Raw genomic sequence first — 18,839 nt, forward strand, 5'->3', positions numbered from 1 at the left:
GGGCGCGCGGGGGCACCACACTGTCATGATCTTGTAGCCGCCGATCCGGCGGCTACAAGGGCCGAGCGCGGCCCGCCCTGGGGTTGGCAGGCGGGCGGAGCCGCGAGGCGGCGTTACGGTTCTTGTACGGGGAGCCATGGGGCGGGGTATCGGGGTTTTGGCGTGCGCACTGTTGGTGACAGTGTGTGTCACGTCGAGTTCGGTAAGTGTTGGCACGGTGTCAGGAGCAGGTCGTTTAGAGCCGACACGGGGTCCTTCGGGGGAGCGTGCCTCAGCTGCCGCTGCTCTATGCGCGTCTGGCGGAGGATCGGCCAGACGCGCCCGGGGCGGGCCGGAGGGGGACCACGCGGATCTCGGGCGCGAGCAGGTGATGTCGATGCTGGCAGACCTGGACCGGACCCTGCGGGCGCGTTACGGGGTGGATGAGCGCACTCTGGACTCCACACGAATCTCCACACGCAGGCGGGCCGTGAGGATCGTGGTGCCGGTCCGGCTCCATGTCATCACGAACGGGAACCGGGGCCGGCTGAGCGCGGAGGTCGTCCGGCGGTTGATCGCCACGTTGAACGAGGCGTACGGCGGCAAGAAGGGCGGGGCCGACACCGGCGTCTCGTTCCGGCTGGAAAAGTATGGCGTCCGAGACAACGCGTTGTGGTTCCGCGCACCTGAGCGGTACGAGGCAGCGATGAAGAAGGCGCTGCGGCGGGGTGGTGCCGAGACCCTGAACCTCTACACCGCCGCGGTCGGCTCGGACATGCTCGGCTTTTCCACGTTCCCGCAGTGGTACCGCAAGGAGCCGCACAACGACGGAGTGGTGGTCGACTACCGCAGCGTGCCGGGCGGGTCGTTCCGGCACTTCAACTTCGGTTACACGGCCGTGCACGAGATCGGGCACTGGCTCGGGCTCTTCCACACGTTCGAGAACGCCTGCGACAACCCCGGCGACGGCGTCGCCGACACGCCGTTCGAGGCGGGGCCGACAGAAAAATGCCCGCTGCTCAGGGACACCTGCTGGCAGCTCGGGACCGACCCGGTTCACAACTTCATGAACTACGGGTGGGACGACTGCATGCGCGAGTTCACTCCTGGTCAGGGACTGCGCATCCGTGCAGCGTGGGCGGCGTTCCGAGCGCCGGGTCAGGAGAGTGAACGTCGGCACAGTGCGCGTACTGGGGCGCGTTCTGTCTCTGGGGCTCGGTAGCCTTCGATGACCGTGAGCACTTTTGCCGCATCGAGCATGCCCCCCGCCTTCCCCGAACGGGCCGCGTGGGGGACCGCGTCGTCCCTCCGCGCCTGGCAGCAGCAGGCGCTGGAGGCGTACTTCGGGCCGAGCGGGGAGGATCCCGGGCCGCGCGACTTCCTGGCGGTCGCGACGCCCGGCGCCGGTAAGACCACGTTCGCGCTGCGGCTCGCGCGTGAGCTCCTGGAGCGCCGGATCATCGCGGCCATCACCGTGGTGTGCCCCACCGAGCACCTCAAGCGGCAGTGGGCGGAGTCGGCGGCCCGCGTCGGCATCAAGATCGACCCCGAGTTCCAGAACGCGCAGGGCCGGGTCGGCAAGGACTTCCACGGCGTCGCCGTCACCTACGCGACCGTGGCCGCGCGGCCGGCGCTGCACCGCAACCGCACCGAGGCCCGCAAGACTCTGATCGTCTTCGACGAGGTGCACCACGCGGGCGACGGCCTGTCGTGGGGCGACGCGGTGCGCGAGGCGTTCGAGCCCGCGACCCGGCGGCTGGCGCTGTCCGGCACGCCCTTCCGCACCGACATCAACCCGATCCCGTTCGTGCAGTACGAGGAGGGGCCGGACGGCATCCGGCGCAGCCGCGCCGACTACACCTACGGCTACGGCCCGGCCCTGGCCGACGGCGTCGTCCGGCCGGTGATCTTCCTGGCCTACTCCGGCGAGATGCGCTGGCGCACCAGGGCGGGCGACGAGCTGGCCGCCACCCTCGGCGAGCCGCTCACGCAGGACCAGACGGCGCAGGCCTGGCGGGCCGCGCTCGACCCCAAGGGCAACTGGATCAAGCAGGTGCTGGCCGCCGCCGACCGGCGCCTCACCGAGCTGCGCCGGGCCATCCCGGACGCGGGCGGCCTGGTCATCGCGAGCGACCACGAGTCGGCGCGCGCCTACGCCAAGATGTTGCGCGAGGTCTGCGGCCAGGGCGCCACGATCGTGCTCTCCGACGACCCGACCGCGTCCAAGAAGATCAAGCAGTTCGGCGACTCCGAGGATCGCTGGATGGTCGCGGTCCGCATGGTCTCCGAGGGCGTCGACATCCCGCGGCTGGCGGTCGGCGTCTACGCCACCTCGACCAGCACGCCGCTGTTCTTCGCGCAGGCGGTCGGGCGTTTCGTGCGAGCCCGCAAGCGCGGCGAGACCGCGTCGGTGTTCCTGCCGTCGGTGCCGACCTTGATGGGCCACGCCAACGAGATGGAGACCGAGCGCGACCACGTCCTCGACCGCCCGGTCCGCGAGGACGGGCTGGACGACGAGCTGCTCGCCGAGGCCAACCGCAAGCAGGACAACCCGGACGTGGGGGAGGAGCTGCCGTTCGAGACGGTCGAGGCGTCCGCCACGTTCGACCGGGTTCTCTACGACGGCGGCGAGTTCGGCATGCAGGCCCAGCCGGGCTCCGCCGAGGAGGAGGAGTTCCTCGGCATCCCGGGCCTGCTGGAGCCCGAGCAGGTGACCGCGCTGCTGCGCAAGCGGCAGGCCGATCAGATCGCCAACGAACGCAAGCGCAAGACCGGCGATCCCCGGGAAGACCGCACGGCCGCTGAGGACATCGCCGCCCTGCGCAAGGAGCTCAACGGCCTGGTCGGCGCCTGGAACCACCGCACCGGCAAGCCGCACGGCGTCATCCACACCGAGCTACGGCAGAGCTGCGGCGGCCCGCCCATCGCGCAGGCCTCCGCCGACGACGTGCGCAAGCGCATCACCAAGATCCGCGAGTGGGCCGCCAAGCGCCGTTGACGCCTCAGGACCCGTGCGGACTGGCCTAGACCCGTGCGGACTGGCCTAGGGCCTTGGGGAGAGGCCGAGGGCCTTGACGATGAGTTCGGCGATCTCGTCGGGCGTGCCGGTGATGGGGACGTGGACGGCGATCTCGTCCGGCGTGGGCGGCTCCAGATCGCGAAACTGGCTGTCCAGCATCTCGGCCTGGAAGAAATGGCCCTTGCGTTCCCGCATGCGGCCCGCGATCAGGTCGCGGTCGCCGTCGAGGTAGGCGATGTGCACCTCGGGATGGCCGCCGGTCAGCAGGTCGCGGTACGAGCGCTTGAGCGCCGAGCAGGAGACCACGCCCGGGGTCCCCGATTCGAGGTGCCCACGGATCCATTCGGCGATCGCCTGGAGCCAGGGCATGCGGTCGGCGTCGTTCAGCGGGTGCCCGGAGCTCATCTTCTCGATGTTGGCGGGCGGGTGGAACGCGTCGGCGTCGGCGTACTCCCAGCCCAGAAGCTCCGCCACCTTGGTGCCGACGGTCGTCTTTCCGCTGCCGGAGACACCCATGACCACGACGACATGCGGCCCTGCGTTCGCCACGTGTTCCTCCTCTGCCTGACCGCTCGTCAGCTCTGATCGTCCGTCAGCTCTGGACGGACGTCACCTCTGGACGACACGCCCGTCAGCTCTGGACGACCGGCGTGCCCGTCAGTTCGACGCCTTCGGCGCGCAGCATGCTCAGGGCGCGCTCGGCGGTGTCCTTGGAGACCGCCGCGGTGAGGTCGAGCCGGACCGTGGTGCGCAGGCCGGCGTGCGCCGCGTCCACCGCCGTGGCCCGTACGCAGTGGTCGGTGGCGATGCCGACGATGTCGACCGCGTCAACATGGCGGCTGCGCAGCCAGTCGGCCAGCGGCGTCCCGTCGTCGGCCTGCCCTTCGAAGCCGCTGTAGGCGGCGGTCTCCCTGCCCTTGCTGAACACGGCCTCGATCGGGGCCAGCTTCAGGTTGGGGTGGAAGTCCGCGCCCGGCGTGCCGATGACGCAGTGCGGCGGCCAGCTGTCCACGTAGTCCGGGGCCTCGGAGAAGTGGTCACCGGGCTCCAGATGGAAGTCCCGGGTGGCCACGATGTGCGCGTAGGCGGACCGGTTCTCCGTGACGTAGTCGGAGATCGCGGTCGCCACGTCGGCGCCACCGCTCACCGCCAGCGAACCGCCCTCGCAGAAGTCGTTCTGCACGTCAACGATGATCAGAGCCTTGTCCATGACGCTCGCTCCTTGATCCGCTTCCCCGTACGTCCCCGGACACCAGGGACGCTAACCCGTCCGCCGGCCCTGCCCCTTATTGTCTCAGCGCCTGGGGCCCCCGTTGACGAACTCGGTCGCCAGCGCGGGCTCGCCCCGGGACAGCTGGAGCGCCGTGGTCGGGAGCTCCCGTACGGTGCGCAGGTGGCGTTCGCGGGCGGCCTCCAGCGGCTCGCGGCCCACGATCATGCCGTCCTGGACGAGCGGCACCTGCAGAACGCGGTCGCGGGCACCCGGCGCCGGCTCGCCCGTGGTGACGACCTCGGCGCACGCGGTGCCGTGCGCGTCGATGCGGCGCACCGCGGTCTTGCGGCCGCCGCGGGTGGGCTTGCCCGTCGAACGTTTGGCCACCGGGCGCATCGGGTCGGTGTCCGCCGGGCCGTCCGCGCGGGCGACCAGCTTGTAGACGAGCGAGGCGGTGGGCGCCCCCGATCCGGTGACGAGCGAGGTGCCGACCCCGTAGCCGTCCACCGGCGCGGCGGCGAGCGCCGCGATGCCGTACTCGTCCAGGTCGCCGGTGACCACCACGCGGGTGTCGTGGGCGCCCAGCGAGTCCAGCTGGGCCCGCACCTCCCGGGCCACCACGCCGAGGTCACCGCTGTCGATCCGTACCGCGCCGAGGCCGGGCCCGGCGAGCTCGACCGCCGTCTTGACGGCCCGTTCGACGTCGTAGGTGTCGACCAGCAGCGTGGTGCCCGCGCCGAGCGAGTCCAACTGCGCTCCGAAGGCGTGCCGCTCGCTGTCGTGGAGCAGTGTGAACGCGTGCGCGCTGGTCCCGGCGGTGGGCACGCCGTAGGAGCGGCCCGCCTCCAGATTGGAGGTGGTGGCGAATCCCGCGATGTACGCGGCGCGCGCGGCGGCGATGGCCGCCTTCTCGTGCGTGCGCCGGGAGCCCATCTCGATCAGGGGCCGGTCGTCGGCGGCCTGCGCCATGCGTGACGCGGCGGAGGCGATCGCGCAGTCGTGGTTGAGGATCGACAGGACGAGCGTCTCCAGGAGGACGGCCTCCGCGAATGTGCCTTCCACCACCAGAATCGGCGAGTTCGGGAAGTAACAGTCGCCTTCGGCGTAACCCCAGATGTTCCCGGAGAAGCGATACTCCTCCAGCCATTTCGCCGTCGGCTCGTCGACGATGCCACGGGAGGTCAGGAACTCCAGCGCGGGCGCGTCGAAGGTGAAGGCCTCGATAGCGTCCAGCAGCCGTCCCGTACCTGCCACGACGCCGTAGCGCCGCCCTGCCGGGAGTTGCCGGGCGAACACCTCGAAGACCGCTCGCCGGGTGGCCGTGCCGCTACGGAGCGCAGCCTGGAGCATGGTCAGCTCGTACTGATCAGTGAGCAGCGCGGTGCCGTAACCAAGGTCCACAAGTGGAACCCTAAGGCCCGGTGTGTGCACCATGGGACGTGTGGCCCGCCACACGCACCGGTGGACGGGGTGAATACCATCGGTGTCGTGGGCGGCCCGGCCCCGCGGAGAGGCTTCGCGGGGAGACGCTGTGGGGAAGAGGGGATACGCGGCGATGACTGCGCCTGCGCCGGTCGAGCTGGAACGGCCGGACGTCGAAGAGGACCTGAGCTCCGACCGGCCCTGGTTGGCGATCGTCTGGAACGACCCCATCAACCTGATGTCGTACGTGACGTACGTGTTCCAGACCGTCTTCGGCTATCCCAAGACCAAGGCCGAGAAGCTGATGCTGGACGTGCATCACAAGGGCCGTGCCGTCGTGGCCAACGGGACCCGCGAGGAGATGGAGCGCGACGTCGAGATCCTGCACTCCTACGGGCTGTGGGCCACAGTGAAGCGAGACGATTGAGTGAGTGACCGGGTGAACAGCAACCGGGTGAACAGCGAGTGAGCGCCGTCAAGAGGACCCGGAAGGGCGTCGTCCTGCGGCTGGAGCCGGAGGAGGCCGCGCTCGTGCGAGCGCTGATGGAGCAACTGCTGGAGCTCATCGGCGACCCGCCCGGCGGCGATGACGAACTGGCCGCGCTGGGCATCTCCGATGGCGCCAAGAAGCCGGACGACCCCGTGCTGGCACGGCTGTTCCCCGACGCGTACCGCGAAGACGGCGACGCGGCGGGGGAGTTCCGCCGCTACACCGAGATGGGCCTGCGCGACGGCAAGCGCGAGGCCGCCGGGACGGTGCTGTTGACGCTGGGCGCCATTGAGGGCGTCGCCGCCACCGGGGTGGACACCATCCTGGACGAGGACCAGGCGCAGGCCTGGCTGCGCGCGCTCAACGACGTGCGGCTGGCGCTCGGCACTCGGCTGGACATCTCCGAGGAGTGGTACGAGGAGGCCGCGGGGATGGACCCCAATGATCCCCGCATGGCGATGTTCGCCGCGTACGACTGGCTGACCATGCTGCAAGAAAGCCTCGTCCGAGCCGTGTTTTAGGCTTTCGCGGCGTTTTTAGGCTTCGCGGCCTCGGGGCTGGGGTGTCGCGGTGGTGGCCGCGTCCGGCCAGATCGAGTGGCGCGGTCCTTACACAATGTCGATGGTACGTCGCGTTCAGTGTTGATACGTTGACGGCGAGAGCTCGACGGGGGTGCTCTCCGGGGGTGCACGGGCCCGCCCGTGGCGGGCCGGAGACCTGCACGGGAGAGACGCGAATGCCTTCTTCAACCGCAGGCAAGACGGTCGGGACGATGGAGTTCGGCGACCATCTCTGCCTCTCGTACGACAACGCCGAGGAGCGCCTGGCGATCCTGCTCTCGTACGTCCGGGACGGGCTCGCCGCCGACCACAAGATCATCTACCTGTCCGACCAGGATCCGCCGGACAAGGTGCTCGGCTGGATGGGCACCGTGCCCGGGGCGGAGGGCCTCGATCTGGCCGGCGCGCTGGACGAGGGCCGGTTCGTGGTGCGGACCGCCGAGGAGGCCTACATGGCCACCGGCCGGTTCGACCCGGACGAGATCATCGCCCTGTTCGCCACCGAGATCGAGCTCGCCCTCGTCCAGGGCTACAAGGGCGTCCGGGTCACCGGCGAGGAGACGTTCTCGCTGCGCGGCTGGCCCGGCACCGAGCGGTTCGCCGAGTTCGAGCGGAAGATCGACGAGGTGTTCCGCACGTCGCAGGTCAACGCGATGGCCATCTGCCAGTACGACCGGCGCTGGTTCGACCAGGCCCATCTGGAGCAACTGGAGTCGTACCACGTCGACCGGGTCCGCGCCGACGACCTGCACGACGACGGGGTTCTGCGCGTCGCGCCCCTGTTCGCACCGCCGGGGCTGGCCCTGGCAGGTGTCATCGACGGCTCCTCCCGCCCGACGCTGACCCGCGCGCTGGACGGGTTGCCCGAGCAGGGCGGCACTCTGTGCCTGGACCTGTCGGAGGTCGAGTTCAGCGACACCGAGGGCCTCCGGCTCCTCGCCAGCGCACGCGAGACCCCCGCCGGGGCGCAGCGGCAGCTGCTGCTGCGCGGCGTGTCGCCCCGCATCGCCGGGGAATTGCACGAGCTCGGACTCGACGCGATGCCGGGCGTCTCGGTCGAGGAGAGCGCACAATAGGGGTCACACAAGTCTTACGCGGGAGAGAGCCAACCGTCTCTCTGGGAGGCTCCTGATGTCCTCCAGCTCCACCGCCGTCGGCGAGATGACGTTCGGCGATCATCTCTGCCTGCCGTATGACAACGACGCGGAACGTTATGCGGTGGTGCTCACCTACATCCGCGACGGCCTGCGCTCCCGGCACAAGATCGTGTATCTGGCGGGCGAACGGCGGCCGGACGAGACGCTCGCGCGCCTGATCCGGGCCGCATCCGACCCGGATCAGGCGGCTGTGCTGGCGGGCGCGGCCGAAACCGGACAGCTGGCGATACGGCCGCTCGCCGAGGTGACCGGCCGGTTCGATCCCGGCGAGTCGGTGGCCCTGCTCGGCATGGAGATCGAGCTGGCGCTCGCGCAGGGGTACGCCGGGGCGCGCATCACCGGCGAGACCTCGTTCCCCCTGCGCGGGCAGTTCGACGAGTTCGAGGACAAATGCCAGTGGACGTTCGGTGCGCCGGGCGTGCGGGCGATGGCCGTCTGCCAGTACGACCGGCGCTGGTTCGACGACGCGCAGCTGCGCCGGCTGGAGGCGCGCCATGACGGCCGCGTCGGGGTGAACGCCGTCTACGCCGATGACGTGCTGACCATCACGCCCCTTTACGCGCCTCCCGGCCTGCGTCTCGCGGGCGCGATCGACGAGTCGACGCTGTCCGCGTTGCGACGGGCGTTGCGCGAGGTCGGCGGGCGCGGTTCGCATCTGTGCCTCGACCTGTCGGCGTTGGAGTTCTGCGACATGGAGGGCCTGCGGGTCCTGACCGGCGCGAGCCAGAGCGGCACGGGGATGGAACGGCAGGTGGTGCTGCGCGGAGTGCCCGGCTATCTCGGGCTGATGATGCGGATCTCCGGCTGGGAGGGGATGCCCGGCGTCTTCGTTGAGGACGCGGCGCGATGAACGGCCTCCAGGGTTTTACGCCCGGCGCCGAGACCAGGAGCGAGCGCGGCATCCTGCTGCACCGGGCGCTGCTGTACGGGTCGGAGCGTGATTTCGCCGACGTCACCGTGCCGTACTTGCACGAGGGGGTGAAGGCCGGTGACGCCGTGGTGGTCATCACCTCGGCCGCCCGCACCGCGCTGCTGCGCGAGCAGCTGGGCGCCGAGCCGGCCGCGCGGATCGAGTTCATCGGCCAGGGTGACTGGTTCAAGGGCCCGATGCAGACGCTCGCCGACTACTACGACCGCACCCACCGGGACTGGTGGCCCCGCGGCCGGCTGCGGCTGCTGACCGAGCCGGTGTGGACGGGCCTCACGCCGCTGGAGGTCCGGGAGTGGAAACGGCACGAGGCGATCCTGAACGTGGCGTTCGCTGGCACCCCGAGCACGTTCGTGTGCGCCTACGACACGTCCGCGCTCGACGGGCACATCATCGTCGACGCGGCCCACACCCATCCCGAGCTCGTCGACCCCGAGGGCGTGCGGGCGAGCGAGCATTTCGTCGACCCGGCCGAGTTCTACGCCGGGTGCAACGCGCCGCCGCTGGCCCCGCCGCCCGCCGGTGCGGCGCGCCGCGCGTTCGCCAGCGGGGAACTGCCCGGCCTGCGCGCGTTCCTCAGCGTCGAGTCCATGCGGCTCGGGCTGCCCGAGGAGCAGGTCCTGCCGTTCGTGCTCGCGGTCAACGAGGTCGCCACCAACATCATCCGCCGCGGTGGCGGCCAGGGCGGGGTCTGGCTGTGGGCGGAGGGCGGCGAGCTGATCTGCGACGTCGCCGACCCCGGACGGCCGATGGAAGACCGTTTCCTCGGCTATCTGCGCCCGCGCCCGCACCAGCCGGGTGGTGCCGCGATGTGGGCCGTGCGGCTGCTCTGCCACATCGTGGAGATCCGTTCCGGCGAGCACGGCGTCCTCGTCCGCATGCACCTCAAACTGCCACGGCACCCGACCGGTGGCTCCTGACCCCTGGGCGCCGGGACGGGCGGCGCCTCCGGGTAGCCTTCGGGCATGCTGACGATCGAGCGTGCCCTGGTTGACAAGATCGTTGCGCATGCGCGCGCCGACCACCCCGACGAGGCCTGCGGTGTGATCGCCGGCGCGGCCGGGTCCGACCAGCCCACCCGGTACGTGGCCATGATGAACGCGGAGCGCTCGCCGACGTTCTACCGGTTCGACTCCCTGGAGCAGCTCAAGGTCTGGCGGGAGATGGACGACCGGGACGAGGAGCCGGTGGTGATCTACCACTCGCACACCGCGACCGAGGCCTACCCCTCGCGCACCGACATCTCCTACGCGTCCGAGCCCAACGCGCACTACGTGCTGGTCTCCACCCGCGACCCCGAGGAGATCGAGTTCCGCTCGTACCGCATCGTGGACGGCACGGTGACCGAGGAAGAGGTCAAGATCGTCGACGGCTACGCCTGAGGGACGGCAAGGTACCCCGCATGGGTACGGCCGAGGCGCGCTCGGAGAACCTCGCCGGGATCGGTAAACTGGTGGTCATGTGGACGATCGAGCAGCGGACGGGCGCGCGTAGGCGCCGTGACCCCGTTCTCGTGATGTCTCCCGTACAGAGCTTCCTGTTCGGGCATTCGCGCGCCGAAGTCGTCTACGACTGTCGCTGACGCGCCGACCCTGCCTGGAATTCCCCCACGCCCCGCCCTGTTGTGACGCCGTGGCGGACAAGCCCGTACGAACCCTAAGGAGACCATCGCGATGGCGATCGAAGTCCGGATCCCCACGATCCTGCGCACCCTCACCGACGGCGCCAAGGCCGTCGAAGGCAAGGGCGGCTCGCTGGACGAGCTCTTCGCCGACCTGGACGTCCGCCACCCCGGCCTGCGGGCGCGGCTCGTGGACGACAAGGGCCTGCGCAAGTTCGTCAACGTCTATCTGAACGACGAGGACGTGCGATTCCTCAGCGGCCTGGAGACCGAGGTCTCCGACGGTGACAACGTCACCATCCTCCCCGCCGTCGCCGGCGGCTGAGCCGGAACCCGTATCCATGCGTTTCGACTCGCTGCTGGACTCGCTCGGCCGCACCCCGCTGGTCGGCCTGCCCAGGTTGTCGCCCGGCCCCGAGGTACGGCTCTGGGCCAAGCTGGAAGACCGCAACCCCACCGGCTCGGTGAAGGACCGGCCCGCCTTCTTCATGATCGACAAAGCGGAGAAGGAGGGCCTCCTCACCCCCGGATGCACCATCCTGGAGCCCACCTCCGGCAACACCGGCATCTCGCTGGCCATGGTCGCCAAGCTGCGCGGCTACAAGATGATCTGCGTCATGCCGGAGAACACCTCCGAGGAGCGCCGCCAGCTGCTCCGGATGTGGGGTGCGGAGATCATCTCCTCACCGGCCGCCGGCGGTTCCAACGAGGCCGTCCGCGTGGCCAAGAAGCTGGCGGAGGACAACCCCGACTGGGTGATGCTCTACCAGTACGGCAACGAGGCGAACGCCCTCGCCCACTACGAGACCACCGGGCCGGAGATCCTCGCGGATCTGCCGACCGTGACGCACTTCGTGGCCGGCCTCGGGACGACCGGGACGCTCATGGGCGTCGGCCGCTACCTGCGCGAGCACAAGCCCGACGTCAAGATCGTCGCCGCCGAGCCGCGGTACGGCGAGCTGGTGTACGGGCTCCGCAACATCGATGAGGGCTTCATCCCGGAGCTCTACGACGACTCGGTGCTGACCACCCGGTTCTCGGTCGGCTCGGCGGACGCGCTCCGGCGCACCCGGGAGCTGCTGGAGCAGGAGGGGATCTTCGCCGGGATCTCCACCGGCGGGGCCCTGCACGCCGCGATCGGCATGGCCAACAAGGCGGTCAAGGCGGGCGAACGCGCCGACATCGCCTTCGTGGTCGCCGACGGCGGCTGGAAGTACCTGTCCACCGGCGCCTACGACGGCACCCTCGACGAGGCCGAGGAGCGCCTGGAAGGCCAGCTCTGGGCCTAGAAAGGCCAGCTCTGGGCCTCGCCCGTGCCTAGCCCACGCCTCGGCCGTGCCTGGCCGCGTCCTGGGGGTAGGGTTCGTACTCGAACGGGATTCTAGAAGGCGGGCGGTCCGGGAGGGCGCGGATGAGCAGGTTCGGCGAGGCGACCGCGGTTGAGCGGGTGGCTGATGGGCGCTACAACGTCGAACTCGACCAGGTGTTCGGGTACGCCGAGGCGCTCAACGGCGGCTATCTGATGGCCGTGCTGGCCCGGGCCGCCGTCGACGCCTCGCCGCACGAGCACCCCGTCTCGACGGCCGCCAGCTTCCTGCGGGTGGCCAAGGTGGGCCCCGCCGAGGTGCTGGTGGAGTCGCGCAAGACCGGCCGCACCGCCGCCATGTCCCGCGTGACGCTCGTCCAAGGCGGCGAGCCTGTCGTGGACGCGCTCATCACCACCGGAACGCTGGACTCCGGCCAGGAGCCGCACTGGACCGGGGAGGCGCCACCCGCGATGCCCTCGCCTGAGAAGTGCTCCACGTTCGACTCCGGCAAGGGTGACCGGGGCTTCGCCGACAACGTCGAGATGCTCTTCGACCCTGCCACGATGGGCTGGCTCGACGGCCGGCCGAGCGGGCGGCTGGAGGCGCGGGCATGGCTGCAGATTCCGGGTTACGAGAACGACGGGTACGCGCTCGCCCTCGCCGTGGACGCCCTGCCGCCCGTGGTCCTGAACGTGGGTGCCAAAGGCTGGGCGCCGACGGTCGAGCTGACTTGGCACATGCGCGCCGTCCCGCAGCCCGGCCGGCTGGCCGTGCACGGCGGCGGGCGGCTGGTGGCCGGCGGCTGGTTCGACGAGGAGGTCGAGGTCTGGGACTCGGCCGGGCGGCTCGTCGCCCAGAGCCGCCAGCTCGCCCGGGTGGGCCGCGGCCTGCCGGAATGAACGTGCGCTTGGTCACATAGGCCGTGGTGACCTGCCGCGTTTCGGGTATGTGACCATGTGATGTACAACGCATGACGCGTTGCCAGGTCGAGAGTTCGCTTAGCCTTGAGGACCATGTCAGACGCGCCGATCGGGATCTTCGACAGCGGGTTCGGCGGCCTCACCGTGGCCCGCGCCATCCTGGACCAGCTGCCGAACGAGCCGATCCTCTATCTCGGCGACTCGGGGCGCCAGCCGTACGGTCCGCGGCCCATCGCCCAGGTGCGCGCCTTCGCCCTGGAGATGCTGGACGAACTCGTCGCCGAAGGGGTGAAGATGCTCGTGATCGCGTGTAACAGCGCCAGTTCGGCGATGTTGCGCGACGCGCGCGAGCGCTACGACGTCCCCGTCATCGAGGTGATCCACCCGGCGACCCGGCGGGCCGCCCGTGCCACCCGCAACGGCCGGGTCGGCCTGATCGCGACCCAGGCGACCGTCACCAGCCGGGCCTACGAGGACGCCTTCACCGCGGCCCCGCACATCGAGCTCACCAGCGCCGCCTGCCCGCGCTTCGTCTCGTTCGTCGAGGAGGGCGTGACGATGGGCGACGAGGTGCTCGACGCCGCGCACGGCTACCTCAAGCCCATCATCGACCGCGGATGCGACACCCTCATCCTGGGCTGCACGCACTACCCATTGCTTACCGGCGTCATCTCGTATGTCGTCGGCGACGGAGTCACACTGGTCTCAAGTGCCGATGAGACAGCCAAGGACGTCTATCGAGTGCTGAACGACCAGGGGCTGGCCCGTGCGGAGGCGCATCCCCCTCCCGACCACCGGTTCCGCGCGACCGGTGATCCCACCGTGTTCGCCGACCACGGCCGCCGGTTCCTGGGGCCGGAGATCGGTCTGGTCGAGACGACGGCAGGAGGGGGCGGGGGCCATGGGGGCGGAATGCCGAGCAAGGCTCTGACCACCTGATCCTCGGGACACTGGAGGAGGAGTGAGCGTGCGGGTCACTGTGATCGGCTGTTCCGGCAGCTTTCCCGGACCGGAGAGCCCCGCGTCCTGTTATCTGATCCAGGCCGACGGCTTTTCCATGCTGCTCGACCTGGGCAGCGGCGCGCTCGGTTCGCTGCAGCGGTTCCACCCGCTGTACGGCATCGATGCGATCTGCCTGTCGCACCTGCATCCCGATCACTGCCATGACATGTGCGGTTACTGGGTGGCGCGGCGCTACCGGCCCGAGGGGATGGCGCCGCGGATCCCGGTGCACGGGCCCGCGGTCACCCCGCGCCGGATGGCCGAGGCGTACGACCTCCCGCCCGACCCCGGCATGTCCGAAGCGTTCGACTTCCAGGCCCTGCGCGCCGGTCCGTACGAAATCGGACCGTTCCGGGTGACGACCGCGCTGATGTCGCACCCGATCGAGGCGTACGGCTTCCGGATCGAGCACGAGGGCAAGGTGGTCGCCTACTCCGGCGACACAGGGGAGTCCGACGCGCTCGTCGAGCTGGCCCGCGACGCCGACCTCTTCCTGTGCGAGGCGTCCTTCCTCGACGCCCCCAACCTGCCGCCCGACCTGCATCTCACCGCCCGGGAGGCGGGCGAGCACGCCGCCCGTGCCGGCGCCGACAGGCTCGTGCTCACCCATCTCGTCCCTTGGAACGATGCCGACCAGTCGCTCGTCGAGGCCAAGGGCAGCGGCTTCGGCGGCACGATCGACCTCGCCCACGTCGGCGCCGTCTACGAGCTCTGATCCGCCCGGGCCCGCCAGATCAAGCCGGCCGGCTCGATAGGGTGAGAAGCATGGCTCGCCCTGACGATCGTGCACCTGACCAGCTCCGTCCCGTCCGCATCCAGCGCGGCTGGCTTGACCATGCCGAGGGATCGGTGCTCATCGAGTTCGGCGGCACCCGGGTGCTGTGCGCCGCGTCCGTCCAGGACTCGGTGCCCCGCTGGCGGCGCGACAGCGGGCTCGGCTGGGTGACCGCCGAGTACGCGATGTTGCCCCGCGCCACCCACACCCGTGGTGAACGCGAGTCGGTCAAGGGCCGGCTGGGCGGCCGTACCCACGAGATCTCCCGCCTCATCGGCCGGTCCCTGCGGGCCGCCATCGACTTCAAGGCCCTCGGCGAGAACACCGTCCAGCTCGACTGCGACGTGCTGCAGGCCGACGGCGGCACCCGTACCGCCGCGATCACCGGGGCGTACGTGGCGCTTGCCGACGCGGTGACCTGGATGCGCGAGAAGGGCCTGGTCAAGGGCGACCCGTTCGTCACCTCGATTGCCGCGATCAGTGTCGGCGTGGTCGACGGCGAGGCGCGGCTCGACCTCTGTTACGAGGAGGACGTGGCGGCGGAGACCGACATGAACGTCGTCTGCACGGGCGACGGCCGTTTCGTCGAGGTGCAGGGCACCGCCGAGGGCCAGCCGTTCGACCGGGCCGAGCTGGACGCGCTCGTCGACCTGGCCGCGGGCGGCTGCGCCGACCTGGCCCGCCTGCAGGCCGAAGCCCTCGGCGCATGACCAAGGTCATTCTCGCCACCCGCAACGCAGGGAAGATCGCCGAACTGCACCGCATTCTCGCGAGCGGCACCGCCGGGGGGTCAGGGGGGTCGTCCCCCCTAGGGCAGGGCATCGAGGTCGTCGGCCTCGACGCCCATCCGGACGCACCCGACGTGCCCGAGACCGAGCTCACCTTCGAGGGCAACGCGCTGCTCAAGGCGCGCGCGATCTGCGCGCACACCGGGCTTCCGGCGGTCGCCGACGACTCCGGCCTGTGCGTGGACGCGCTGAGCGGCATGCCCGGTGTGCTGTCGGCCCGCTGGTCGGGCCGGTTCGGCACGGCGTCCGGCGACAAGGACCGGGCCAACCTCGAACTGGTGCTGGACCAGCTCGCCGACGTCGACGACGAGCACCGGGGGGCCTACTTCGTCGCGGCGGCGGCGCTGGTGCTGCCCACCGGCGTCGAGCACTGCGTGGAAGGCCGGATGTACGGCCGGATCATCAGGGCGCCCCGCGGGTCCGGCGGCTTCGGCTATGACCCGATCTTCGTGCCGGACGGCGAGTCGCGTACCTCGGCGGAGCTGACGCCCGAGGAGAAGGACGCGATCAGCCATCGGGGCCGGGCGTTCCGCACGCTTGCCGACATTCTCCCGGAGGCGCTCGCAAATATCCCGGCCGGATGACAACCGCGCCGCCCTCGACTGGGGTTGAAGGGGTGTACGGATCTTCACCTCCCGAGGAGCGACATGATCGATAAGGGTCGTACCGGCCGTCGCCGCATGGCGATCGTGCTGGCCGGCGTTGGCGGCGGCGGGGCGCTGGCCGTCGGTATCTGGGCCTCCACCGCATCCGGATCGGCGACGTTGGCACCGGCGTCGGCGAAGGACAAGGCGGTGGCAACGGCGAAGCCGTCGCGCACCCCGGCTCTCCCGCCGCCCACCGTCGCCCCCTGCCCGCCCAGCGAAAGGCCCCCCACGGTCAACCCGCGGCCCGCGAAGCCGCGACCCGTGCCGCCGACCGCCAAGCCGCGGCCCGGGAAGCCGCGTCCGAGCGTGCCGCCCACGGCCAAGCCGCGTCCGCCGCGTCCGAGCGTGCCGCCCACGGCCAAGCCGCGTCCGCCGCGCCCGGTTCCGCCGCCGACCGCCAAGCCGCGTCCGCCGCGCCAGATCGTGCCGCCGACCGCGGAGCCGCGGCCCGGAAAGCCGCGTCCGAGTGCGCCGCCGGCGGTCTGCCTGCCCGGACGTCCCACGCCGGCCCCGCAGCCGCCCGGCATGCCGGCGCCGCAGCGGCCCGCTGAGACGGCGCCGCGGCCGCCCGGCGTGCCGGTGGACCCGCCTGGCGCGCCGGTGCCGGGGGAGACTGTCCCGGCGACGCCCAAGTCCGTGGAGTAGGTGCGGTCTGTCCACGCTGAGCGCTCAGGAGATCCGCGGGGTGGAGGTCACGTTCGAGGAGTTCGTGGCCGCCACCGCGGGTCGGCTGCTGCGTACCGCCGTCTTCCTCGTGTACGACCGGCACCTGGCCGAAGACCTGCTCCAGATCGCGTACGAACGGGTGGCGAAGCGGTGGAAACGGCTCGCCAAGGACAATCCCGAGGCGTACGCGCGCCGGGTGCTGGTCAACCTCGCCATCGACGAGAAGAAACGGCGGGCGAAACGTGGTGACCTGCCGGTCGGGTCACTGGCCGACGTCGAACGGCTCGCGCGGCCACCCGAGGCAGGCGGCGTCCCCGCCGGGGACCTCGATGAGGTGCTCAGGACATTGCCGGCCAAGCAACGGGCGGTCGTCGTGCTCCGCTACTGGTGCGATCTGAACGAGCAAGAGATCGCACAGACACTCGGGATCTCCCGGGGGACCGTCAAGAGTCACACCGCACGGGCGATGGCCGCGTTGCGAGCGCACATGGAGGAGGGCCGGGCCGATGGACGATGAGCTCGAGACCCTGCTGCGCCGCCATTACCGGCGCGCGGCCAACGACATCCACGCCTCCCGGGACCTGGTCGAACGTTCTCAGGCCGCCGGTCGGACGGCCGGCACGCCGGGACGCGGGTCATGGCTCCGCCGCTGGACGATTCCGGCCGTCGCGGCGGCGGTCACGGTGGCCGTGGTCGTGGCCGTGACGATGGCCCTGTGGCCAGCCCCGGAACGCACGCGCCCCGTCGCGCCTCCGCCCAGCCCGGTCACCAGCGACCGTCCGACGCCCGCCACCGAGCCACCCGTGCCGACCAGCAAGCCGGTGCCGGCACCGCCGGGCACGCGGGCGCCGGAGGTATACCCCGCCCCGCCGGGCGTACCTCGGTCTGCCCAGCCGAGCGGGATGCCCGGCCGGAAGCCCGGTGAAAAGGCCACCCCCAGACCGGACGGCTCGGCGCCCCCGCCGGCCACCCCGGACCCCTCAGCGGAGCCTTCGGAGCCTCGCTGATCGCGGATCAGGCGTTATGCTCTCGCACGATGTGGAAGAAGAAAGCCCCTCAAGCGCGCGTGCCCGTGCCGCCGAACTATCATCTCGTTCCCGCCACCACGTACGCGGCCGTGCTCCGGCTGCTCCACGACCGGAAGGTCATCCACGCGGTCAAGCGGGTCCGTGAGGACACCGGCCTCGGTCTCAAGGAGGCCAAGGACTACGTGGACGGTGTCCGCGACGGCCATATCCAGGCGCCAGGTCCGGCCGGGCCTGCTGGTCCTGCCGGGATGCCGCTCTCGGATCGGGTGCGGGCGTTCAAGGCCGCGGAGGACTTCGAGTCAGCGATCGCCGTCGTACGCGCCGAGACGGGCATGACCCGGGCCGAGGCCACGCGTTTCATCGACGCGCTGGAATGAGCGCCCTGTCGCTCAGTGTTCGCCGGTGATGCCGCTCATTGTTCGTCGCTGAGGCGCAGACCCGGCAGCATGTGCCAGCCCACCGTCTCCATCACCGTGCGGAACTGCGGTGACATCCGGTCGAGCACCAGCGGGCCGCGACCGGCACGGCGCGCGGCCACGTCGGCCAGCATGTTGATCGCGCCGAGGTCGATGAAGCCGAGGCCGGACAGATCGAGGTGGATCTCGCTCCCGTTGAGCGATGACACCAGCCTGGCGAGCACGTCGTCCAGGACCATGTGCCGGGACGCGTCCAGCTCCCCGATCAGTGCGAGCCCGGTCGGGTCGAAGGTGCGGACGATCCGCAGCACCGAGTCCTCGAACTCGGGATCGGGCACCACCACGATGGCGTGCGCCTGGTGCAGCGCGCCGAGCTCCTCGGGACTGCAGCGGCGGCGGTCGTATTCACAGATCGCGATGACGCTCGTGCTCGGGCCGATGGCGTGCTCGATGCGCTGCTCACTGCCCAGCAGCAGCTCAAGGCCGTTGGGCCGGCGCACCGCCCAGGTCATGTCGGCGGTCACCCGGATGGTGCCGTAACCCTCGTCCTCGGCACGCCGGATCTCTGCCGCGAGCGCGTCGAGCACCGTACGCGGCTGGTACGGCTGGCCGTTGAACGCGTCCAGCGCCACCAGGCTGAGCCGGCCCGGCGGCGGCGGGATCGGCACACCGGGAATCTTGGCGTGCGCAGTCTCGGCCAGGTAGATGACCTTGTCACCGGCGGCCAGCCCGGCACGCACGAAGGAGCCGACGACGTTCCGCTGCTCCTCGTCGTTGGCGAACGTGAGCAGGGCGTGGTCACCGGGCCGCAGTTCGCGGACCGGTCGGCGGACGGATACCAGGGTCTCCATAGCGCCTTCCCTCAGCCCCCACCCAGCCACCCTGTCAACGGACAAGCTGC

24 protein-coding genes are annotated in these 18,839 nt (G+C 70.7%); 19 read left to right on the forward strand and 5 right to left on the reverse strand.

Annotation, left to right across the window (positions count from 1 at the left end):
* The first annotated feature begins 376 nt into the window (after positions 1-376).
* Positions 377-1,201, forward strand: coding sequence for a zinc metalloprotease (locus tag ACH34W_RS17195; RefSeq protein WP_395961890.1), 825 nt, complete (start codon positions 377-379; stop codon positions 1,199-1,201).
* Between the two features lie 36 nt (positions 1,202-1,237).
* On the forward strand, positions 1,238-2,977 hold the full coding sequence (locus ACH34W_RS17200; protein ID WP_395962233.1) for a DEAD/DEAH box helicase: 1,740 nt from the start codon (positions 1,238-1,240) through the stop codon (positions 2,975-2,977).
* A gap of 45 nt (positions 2,978-3,022) precedes the next feature.
* On the opposite strand, the gene ACH34W_RS17205 is transcribed toward ACH34W_RS17200, so the two are convergent.
* The 3 genes from ACH34W_RS17205 to ACH34W_RS17215 all read right to left on the reverse strand — a co-directional run bounded on the left by ACH34W_RS17205 (position 3,023) and on the right by ACH34W_RS17215 (position 5,645).
* Positions 3,023-3,547 carry a gluconokinase gene (locus ACH34W_RS17205; protein ID WP_395961891.1) on the reverse strand — a complete coding sequence of 175 codons (525 nt, stop codon included), beginning with the start codon at positions 3,545-3,547 and terminating at the stop codon, positions 3,023-3,025.
* Positions 3,548-3,629: 82 nt separating this feature from the next.
* Entirely contained in the window at positions 3,630-4,208 is a 579-nt protein-coding gene (locus tag ACH34W_RS17210; RefSeq protein ID WP_395961892.1) for an isochorismatase family protein, read from the reverse strand.
* 84 nt (positions 4,209-4,292) lie between these two features.
* On the reverse strand, positions 4,293-5,645 hold the full coding sequence (locus ACH34W_RS17215; RefSeq protein WP_395961893.1) for a nicotinate phosphoribosyltransferase: 1,353 nt from the start codon (positions 5,643-5,645) through the stop codon (positions 4,293-4,295).
* A 121-nt stretch (positions 5,646-5,766) separates the two neighbouring features.
* On the opposite strand from ACH34W_RS17215, the gene clpS reads away from it, so the two are divergent.
* The 14 genes from clpS to rdgB all read left to right on the forward strand — a co-directional run bounded on the left by clpS (position 5,767) and on the right by rdgB (position 15,765).
* The gene (gene clpS, locus ACH34W_RS17220) at positions 5,767-6,060 is read left to right on the forward strand and encodes an ATP-dependent Clp protease adapter ClpS (RefSeq protein WP_151564032.1); all 294 of its coding nucleotides are present in this window, start codon (positions 5,767-5,769) and stop codon (positions 6,058-6,060) included.
* A 38-nt stretch (positions 6,061-6,098) separates the two neighbouring features.
* Positions 6,099-6,644: a DUF2017 domain-containing protein gene (locus tag ACH34W_RS17225; protein WP_395961894.1), complete on the forward strand. Its 546-nt coding sequence runs from the start codon at positions 6,099-6,101 to the stop codon at positions 6,642-6,644.
* A 215-nt stretch (positions 6,645-6,859) separates the two neighbouring features.
* Positions 6,860-7,759 (forward strand): MEDS domain-containing protein, encoded by a 900-nt coding sequence (locus tag ACH34W_RS17230; RefSeq protein WP_395961895.1) that lies wholly within the window; start codon positions 6,860-6,862, stop codon positions 7,757-7,759.
* A 55-nt stretch (positions 7,760-7,814) separates the two neighbouring features.
* The gene (locus tag ACH34W_RS17235) at positions 7,815-8,690 is read left to right on the forward strand and encodes an MEDS domain-containing protein (protein WP_395961896.1); all 876 of its coding nucleotides are present in this window, start codon (positions 7,815-7,817) and stop codon (positions 8,688-8,690) included.
* Positions 8,687-9,688 (forward strand): anti-sigma factor RsbA family regulatory protein, encoded by a 1,002-nt coding sequence (locus ACH34W_RS17240; RefSeq protein ID WP_395961897.1) that lies wholly within the window; start codon positions 8,687-8,689, stop codon positions 9,686-9,688. Before ACH34W_RS17235 ends, ACH34W_RS17240 begins: the two co-directional genes overlap by 4 nt.
* Positions 9,689-9,733: 45 nt before the next feature.
* Entirely contained in the window at positions 9,734-10,150 is a 417-nt protein-coding gene (locus tag ACH34W_RS17245; RefSeq protein ID WP_395961898.1) for a Mov34/MPN/PAD-1 family protein, read from the forward strand.
* Between the two features lie 20 nt (positions 10,151-10,170).
* Complete coding sequence (locus ACH34W_RS17250) at positions 10,171-10,350, forward strand: hypothetical protein (protein ID WP_395961899.1); 180 nt, start codon at positions 10,171-10,173, stop codon at positions 10,348-10,350.
* A gap of 91 nt (positions 10,351-10,441) precedes the next feature.
* Positions 10,442-10,714 carry a MoaD/ThiS family protein gene (locus ACH34W_RS17255; protein ID WP_395961900.1) on the forward strand — a complete coding sequence of 91 codons (273 nt, stop codon included), beginning with the start codon at positions 10,442-10,444 and terminating at the stop codon, positions 10,712-10,714.
* Between the two features lie 16 nt (positions 10,715-10,730).
* Positions 10,731-11,678: a PLP-dependent cysteine synthase family protein gene (locus ACH34W_RS17260; RefSeq protein ID WP_395961901.1), complete on the forward strand. Its 948-nt coding sequence runs from the start codon at positions 10,731-10,733 to the stop codon at positions 11,676-11,678.
* 122 nt (positions 11,679-11,800) lie between these two features.
* Positions 11,801-12,595 (forward strand): thioesterase family protein, encoded by a 795-nt coding sequence (locus ACH34W_RS17265; RefSeq protein WP_395961902.1) that lies wholly within the window; start codon positions 11,801-11,803, stop codon positions 12,593-12,595.
* A gap of 114 nt (positions 12,596-12,709) precedes the next feature.
* Positions 12,710-13,555, forward strand: coding sequence for a glutamate racemase (gene murI / locus ACH34W_RS17270; RefSeq protein ID WP_395961903.1), 846 nt, complete (start codon positions 12,710-12,712; stop codon positions 13,553-13,555).
* Between the two features lie 28 nt (positions 13,556-13,583).
* Entirely contained in the window at positions 13,584-14,333 is a 750-nt protein-coding gene (locus tag ACH34W_RS17275) for an MBL fold metallo-hydrolase (RefSeq protein WP_395961904.1), read from the forward strand.
* A 50-nt stretch (positions 14,334-14,383) separates the two neighbouring features.
* Positions 14,384-15,103, forward strand: coding sequence for a ribonuclease PH (gene rph / locus ACH34W_RS17280; protein ID WP_395961905.1), 720 nt, complete (start codon positions 14,384-14,386; stop codon positions 15,101-15,103).
* Positions 15,100-15,765, forward strand: a complete 666-nt coding sequence (rdgB, locus tag ACH34W_RS17285; protein ID WP_395961906.1) for an RdgB/HAM1 family non-canonical purine NTP pyrophosphatase — start codon at positions 15,100-15,102, stop codon at positions 15,763-15,765. Before rph ends, rdgB begins: the two co-directional genes overlap by 4 nt.
* A gap of 44 nt (positions 15,766-15,809) precedes the next feature.
* On the opposite strand, the gene ACH34W_RS17290 is transcribed toward rdgB, so the two are convergent.
* Positions 15,810-16,460 carry a hypothetical protein gene (locus ACH34W_RS17290; RefSeq protein WP_395961907.1) on the reverse strand — a complete coding sequence of 217 codons (651 nt, stop codon included), beginning with the start codon at positions 16,458-16,460 and terminating at the stop codon, positions 15,810-15,812.
* Between the two features lie 53 nt (positions 16,461-16,513).
* On the opposite strand from ACH34W_RS17290, the gene ACH34W_RS17295 reads away from it, so the two are divergent.
* The 3 genes from ACH34W_RS17295 to ACH34W_RS17305 are packed head-to-tail and all read left to right on the forward strand — an operon-like array spanning position 16,514 to position 17,899.
* Entirely contained in the window at positions 16,514-17,011 is a 498-nt protein-coding gene (locus ACH34W_RS17295; RefSeq protein WP_395961908.1) for a SigE family RNA polymerase sigma factor, read from the forward strand.
* Positions 17,001-17,501 carry a hypothetical protein gene (locus ACH34W_RS17300; protein ID WP_395961909.1) on the forward strand — a complete coding sequence of 167 codons (501 nt, stop codon included), beginning with the start codon at positions 17,001-17,003 and terminating at the stop codon, positions 17,499-17,501. The genes ACH34W_RS17295 and ACH34W_RS17300 overlap by 11 nt, the downstream gene beginning before the upstream one ends.
* Positions 17,502-17,530: 29 nt before the next feature.
* Positions 17,531-17,899 carry a ribosomal protein L7/L12 gene (locus ACH34W_RS17305; protein WP_395961910.1) on the forward strand — a complete coding sequence of 123 codons (369 nt, stop codon included), beginning with the start codon at positions 17,531-17,533 and terminating at the stop codon, positions 17,897-17,899.
* Positions 17,900-17,934: 35 nt separating this feature from the next.
* Here ACH34W_RS17305 and ACH34W_RS17310 read toward each other — a convergent pair whose 3' ends face one another.
* Positions 17,935-18,789: an MEDS domain-containing protein gene (locus ACH34W_RS17310; RefSeq protein ID WP_395961911.1), complete on the reverse strand. Its 855-nt coding sequence runs from the start codon at positions 18,787-18,789 to the stop codon at positions 17,935-17,937.
* Between the last annotated feature and the right edge of the window lie 50 nt (positions 18,790-18,839).

Source organism: Actinomadura sp. 6N118 (assembly GCF_044326415.1).
In the GTDB taxonomy this organism is placed as follows: Bacteria; Actinomycetota; Actinomycetes; order Streptosporangiales; family Streptosporangiaceae; genus Spirillospora.